Below are 3,098 nucleotides of genomic sequence, written 5' to 3'. Positions count from 1 at the left end.
CCTTCAATAATATCCTTCGTATTTAATCCATTCGTCTCAGCATACGTATCTAACTCATTAAAGTAAGCCACACGCATGGCTAGATAGGTGTTAGAGAATAGCTTTACAGCCTCAGCTTCTGTTGATTCAGTAAACAAAACAGAAATGTCTTCTTTAATTGCCCCTTGAGCTAATAGATCAGCAAACTTCTCAGCTCTTGCTGATTTCTCACCCACAATAATTCGTGAAGGATATAAATTATCGTATAATGCCTTTCCTTCACGAAGAAATTCTGGTGAGAACATGATATTCTCAGTTTTGAATCTCTCTTTTACTTCTTTAGTGTAACCTACTGGGATCGTGGACTTAATCACCATAACCGCATTTGGATTAATAGAAAGAACGGTATCAATCACATTCTCTACGGAACGTGTATTAAAGTAGTTCTTCTCAGGGTCATAGTCCGTTGGTGTGGCAATCACGACGAACTCCGCTTCAGCAAATGCTTGCTTAGGGTTAGTTGTTGCTGTTAAATTCAACTCTTTGGTGGCTAAGAATTCTTGAATCTCCTTATCTACAATAGGAGATCGTTTATTATTGATTAGCTCTACTTTTTCTGGAACAATATCTACTGCAATGACTTCGTTATGTTGAGCAAGCAATACGGCATTAGAGAGCCCTACATAACCAGTACCCGCAACTGCAATTTTCATTTATTCATACACATCCTTAGATCTAATAACCTACTATTTAACCTGCATTTCTTTTTCAAATACTTCCTTCAAATAATTACGAACGTCACCCTTTAAGTCTTCTCTTTCTAAGGCAAAGTCAAGAGTCGCCTTCACAAAGCCAAACTTATCCCCTACATCATAACGAACACCTTTAAAATCATAAGCTAGAACAGCTTGACTTCGATTTAATTCATTAATTGCATCCGTTAACTGGATTTCGCCACCTGAACCTGCTGGGATCTTCGTTAAAATATCAAAGATCTCTGGACGTAACACGTAACGACCCATAATCGCATAATTAGATGGTGCGTCTTCTACTTTCGGTTTCTCAACTAAAGATTGAACATTAATAACACTCGGCTCAACCTCTTGCCCTTTTGGATTGATAATCCCATATTTAGACACATCATTATCTGCAACCGTTTGTACCCCTACTACAGAAGAATGATAACGATCATAGACATCAATTAACTGCTTTAAACAAGGTGTATCCGATTGAACGATATCATCACCTAATAATACCGCAAATGGTTCATCGCCAATGAAAGATTTCGCACAAGCAATGGCATGTCCAAGACCTAATGCTTCTTTTTGACGAATGTAATGGATATTCGCCATATTAGAAATACCAGAAATCTCTTCTAGCAAATCCATTTTCCCTTTTTTAAGCAACGTCTCTTCTAATTCATAGGACTTATCAAAATGATCCTCAATCGCACGCTTACTTCTTCCACTTACGATAATAATATCTTCAATTCCAGAAGCAATCGCTTCTTCAACAATATATTGAATCGTTGGTTTATCAACAATCGGTAGCATTTCTTTCGGCTGCGCCTTTGTTGCAGGCAGAAACCTTGTTCCTAGACCTGCTGCTGGAATAATGGCTTTACGGACTTTCATCATTAACTCACTCCTTTTATAAAATACAATCAAAAAACCCCTCTTTCATATGAAAAAGGGGTAGGACTTACTTTACGTTATAATATTCTTTGTACCAATCGACAAACTTTTTAAGACCTTCGTCAATTGTCGTAGACGGCTTAAAACCTGTTACTTTTTGTAAATCATCAATATCAGCATACGTTGCTTGAACATCACCTGGCTGCATTGGTAAGAACTCTTTCTTCGCTTCTATTCCTAAATGCTTTTCAAGCGTTTGAATAAAGTCCATTAGCTTAACCGGTTGGTTGTTGCCGATGTTATAGACTTTGTATGGAGCATAACTTGAACTTGCATTAGGATGTTTACGATCCCAATCAGGGTTTGCCTTTGGCGGATGATCCAGARGACGTACAATCCCATCAACAATATCATCAATATAAGTGAAGTCGCGCATCATCTCACCATTATTAAACACCTTGATTGTTTTACCCTCAACGATATTCTTTGTAAACGAATAATACGCCATATCCGGACGACCCATTGGTCCATAGACCGTAAAGAAACGAAGTCCAGTCGTTGGGATATTGTAAAGATGACTATACGTATGAGCCATTAGTTCATTTGCTTTCTTAGTCGCTGCATATAAACTAACTGGATGATTGACGCCATCACTAGTAGAGAACGGCATCTTTTGATTAGCGCCGTAAACAGAACTTGAAGATGCATAGATTAAGTGTTCCACTTTGAAATGACGGCTTGCTTCCAAAATATTTGTAAAGCCTACAAGATTGGAATCAACATAAGCATGTGGATTCTCTAAACTATAACGAACTCCAGCTTGAGCAGCTAAATTTATTATATGAGAAATACCATGCTTCTCAAATAATCCATTCAAACCTTCCCGATCGGTCAAATCCATCTCATAAAAAAAGAAGCTCGAGTCATCATCCAGCTCCTTTAAACGATTAGCTTTTAAATTTGGATCATAATAATCATTCAAATTATCGATACCAATTACTTGATAACCATCTTCTACTAAACGTTTCGAAGTATGCATACCGACAAAGCCAGCAGCACCTGTTATTAATATTGACATACGCTCACCTCATTATAAATAACTTTTAATAAGAACCTTTACCTTTAATGGTTTGAAAAATTGTTGCAAAAAAGATTTTCACATCTAAAGTTAGAGAACAATTTTCACAATAATAACGATCATATTCAACCTTTGCTTTATGAGGTATATTAGAGCGACCGTTTATTTGGGCATATCCAGTGATACCAGGCTTAACATTTAACCTTTGCTTTTGATAATCATTGTAACATTCTGTTATTACTGGAATTTCTGGACGAGGTCCTATTACGCTCATATCTCCTAATAAAACATTCAAAAACTGCGGAAGCTCGTCAATACTAAACTTTCTTAGGTAATAACCAACCTTTGTCACATTAGGGTTTGAAGTAGATGTTTTAAAAACAAAATCATCTGGTACACCATTTTTC

The 3,098-nt window shown here is 36.8% G+C and carries 4 protein-coding genes; all 4 read right to left on the bottom strand.

Annotated elements, in window-relative coordinates; genetic code table 11:
- The coding region (locus AB685_RS29375) for a nucleotide sugar dehydrogenase (protein ID WP_047974152.1) at window positions 1-692 on the bottom strand (692 nt) is incomplete at its 3' end.
- Between the two features lie 33 nt (window positions 693-725).
- On the bottom strand, window positions 726-1,613 hold the full coding sequence (gene galU / locus AB685_RS29370; protein WP_047974153.1) for a UTP--glucose-1-phosphate uridylyltransferase GalU: 888 nt from the start codon (window positions 1,611-1,613) through the stop codon (window positions 726-728).
- A 67-nt stretch (window positions 1,614-1,680) separates the two neighbouring features.
- Window positions 1,681-2,691, bottom strand: coding sequence for an NAD-dependent epimerase (locus tag AB685_RS29365; RefSeq protein ID WP_047974151.1), 1,011 nt, complete (start codon window positions 2,689-2,691; stop codon window positions 1,681-1,683).
- Between the two features lie 25 nt (window positions 2,692-2,716).
- Window positions 2,717-3,098, bottom strand: a 382-nt coding sequence (locus AB685_RS29360; RefSeq protein ID WP_047974150.1) for a sugar transferase, incomplete at its 5' end; no start/stop codon positions are given.

The organism is Bacillus sp. LL01, from assembly GCF_001037965.1.
This window is presented reverse-complemented; position numbering and strand designations above follow the sequence as displayed.